Genomic DNA, 2696 nt, shown 5'->3' with positions numbered 1-2696 from the left:
AATGGGATTGATCAACCAAAACTTGTTAGATAAAATCTGACCACCTATTTACCGATCAGGGAGTAGGGAGTAGGGAGTAGAGAGGGATAACAAGGGTAAATTCTGAGAATAAATATAATAGGGTAATATCTAATCGGGATAATTGTCATTTCATGGAATAGTGAAATGGGGAAATATCATTTAACGACTTTTCAGATAGATGATTATATCTAGCAATTATCAATTATTTCCCCCAAAAAAACTGTAGTGTTTTGCTCTCCTTTCCCCAAGATAAAATGGGATTGATCAACCAAAACTTGTTAGATAAAATCTGACCACCTATTTACCGAATAATTAATAATTAATAATTCAACAATTCAGGTTAAAAGCTTCTACTTTCAAAGGTAAAAAAATAAATTTTTTCCTTTTAGTCAATTCTCTCCCTAAAAGGGAGGGGTAATTATTCATTATCCATTAATTGAAGATTGCTATAGCTAGGAAAAAATTGCTTAGGACATAGACTAATGAGCAATCTTAGGCAGCGAAAATGTTTTTCCAACTGTTCCCTCTTCCCTATTCCCTGTTCCCTGCTATATATTCAGAATCAAAAATAGTTAATCTGAAACCTTAGATATAAAATATAATAAATAAATTCGATTTTCGGCTAGAGCATAAAAATATCTAGCCAGTTATGAGGAAATGGGTGATCGGTGTTCCAACGCATAAGGCAGGACTTAAAAAATGACCTAATCGCTGGTCTATTAGTAGTAATACCATTGGCTACCACAATTTGGCTGACCATAACTATTGCTCGGTGGGTAATTGATTTTCTTACTAAGATTCCTAAACAAATTAATCCCTTTGATGGTTTACATCCAATTTTGGTGAGTCTACTAAACTTCTTGGTAGGACTAGCAGTACCATTGCTAAGTATCCTAATAATAGGACTGATGGCCAGAAATATTGCTGGAAGATGGCTGTTAGATTTAGGCGAGAAAATATTACAAGCAATTCCATTTGCTGGCTCAGTTTATGGGACTCTCAAGCAAATATTAGAAACTTTGCTTAGGGATTCTAATGAGAGATTTCGCCGTGTGGTACTTGTAGAATATCCACGTCGGGGAATTTGGACTATAGCTTTTGTTACTGGTGGTATAGGTAACGAAATTAAATCTCATCTAGGAGATTCTATGTTAAGTCTATTCATTCCTACGACTCCAAATCCCACATCTGGTTGGTACGCCATAGTACCAGAAAAGGATGTGATTAATGTTTCTTTGTCAGTCGAAGATGCTTTTAAAGTTTTAATATCTGGTGGAATAGTAAATCCCAATTCATCAACAGCAGTTAGTAAAGAAAAAATATCCAATCAACTCAAACCAGCATTTCCAGATAGAGAAAAATAAGCGTTGGTAAATTAGGGTATGATTTGTATTTTTTGGTAATTGCGCTCACTATTGAATAACAAATATTTGAGATTGTTCAATTTTTATTTTCATACTTTGATTCAACAAAACCGAAAAATATCAATACCAGGGAGTAGGGATTGCTATAATTAATAATTAATAATTATAGCAATCCGCGCATAGGTTGCGGGTAATTAAAAAGTAAATAAAAAAGTTTAAACTCGCACTTGTTGGCTGTTGCCTGTTCCCTAAAAAGCAGTAAGATTTTTGCCATGAATCAAATAGGATTACTATACCTCTTATTACCAAGAAGATGATTGGCTAAAAACAATTTTTTTTCTTTTTTCTCCATTCATTGAGAGACTTTATACCTTAATTTTTCAGTAGGGGAAAGTAATTGACGTATCTAGTGAGATAATTGATTTGATTTTTTATTATTGGAGATGTCTATTATGAAAAAAGCTCCCCGTTCTACAGCTCGTGAACTAGCCCTCCTTGGCTTAAGTCAATTACCAACAAATCCAGGGAGTTTAGAAAAAAAGCAACTTCAAGAAGTTGTATTAGCAGCAGTTCGGACTTTAAGAACGGAAGCCCAAGATATTTTAGAAACTGCAGCAGGAGAAATACAGAGGGGGAGCGATCGCCTTCTGAGTAGTCAGATCGGGACTACTGATATTGAAAGTGCCAGAGCAATGATCCATGAAGCTATGGAGTTAGGCCAAACAGCAATTAATCGTATTGGTACTGCTGTTGAATTACCAGAAATTATTCAACTTACTAATCAATTAGAAGTTCGCAGCTATGCAATGGAAATTCTGACAAAAGTTAATGTTAATAAAGAAGAAATTGATAAATTACTCAGAGAATCAATAGTAGATTGGCAAATAGAACGTTTACCTCGAATTGATCTAGATATACTTAGAATTGCAGTAGCAGAAATGATGTTTATTGGAATTCAAGAACAAGTGGCGATTAGTCAAGCAGTAGAACTAGCAAAACGTTATAGTGGCGAAGATGGGCATAAGTTTATTAATGGGGTATTGCGAAGAGTCCTCAACAAAATTAATGTAATTTAAGGAATCATATACATCAAAGTTAAAAGTTAGATTTGACTGAAGCTGGAATTAGACAGAAAAATTAGACTAGACTAGAGGTAATTCCCAAAACTATAGCGCTATAGTATTTATTCATTTTACTGTTAAGAGTGAGGCACAATTATAGTCAAACTCAAAAGTTAAAAGTTAGCTTTGACTGAGGCTGGAATTAGACAGAAAAATTAGACTAGACTAGAGGTAATTCCCAAAACTATAG

The 2696-nt window shown here is 34.2% G+C and carries 2 protein-coding genes; both read left to right on the top strand.

What is annotated here, in order from left to right; all coding sequences use genetic code 11:
* Window positions 1-689: 689 nt before the first annotated feature.
* The gene (locus ACP6PK_RS20090; RefSeq protein ID WP_426562060.1) at window positions 690-1385 is read left to right on the top strand and encodes a DUF502 domain-containing protein; all 696 of its coding nucleotides are present in this window, start codon (window positions 690-692) and stop codon (window positions 1383-1385) included.
* A 452-nt stretch (window positions 1386-1837) separates the two neighbouring features.
* Entirely contained in the window at window positions 1838-2461 is a 624-nt protein-coding gene (nusB, locus tag ACP6PK_RS20085; protein ID WP_094670934.1) for a transcription antitermination factor NusB, read from the top strand.
* The last annotated feature ends 235 nt before the right edge of the window (window positions 2462-2696 follow it).

It is taken from the genome of Dapis hubbardiae BLCC-M172, from assembly GCF_050016015.1.
Taxonomy (GTDB): domain Bacteria; phylum Cyanobacteriota; class Cyanobacteriia; order Cyanobacteriales; family Microcoleaceae; genus Trichodesmium.
This window is presented reverse-complemented; position numbering and strand designations above follow the sequence as displayed.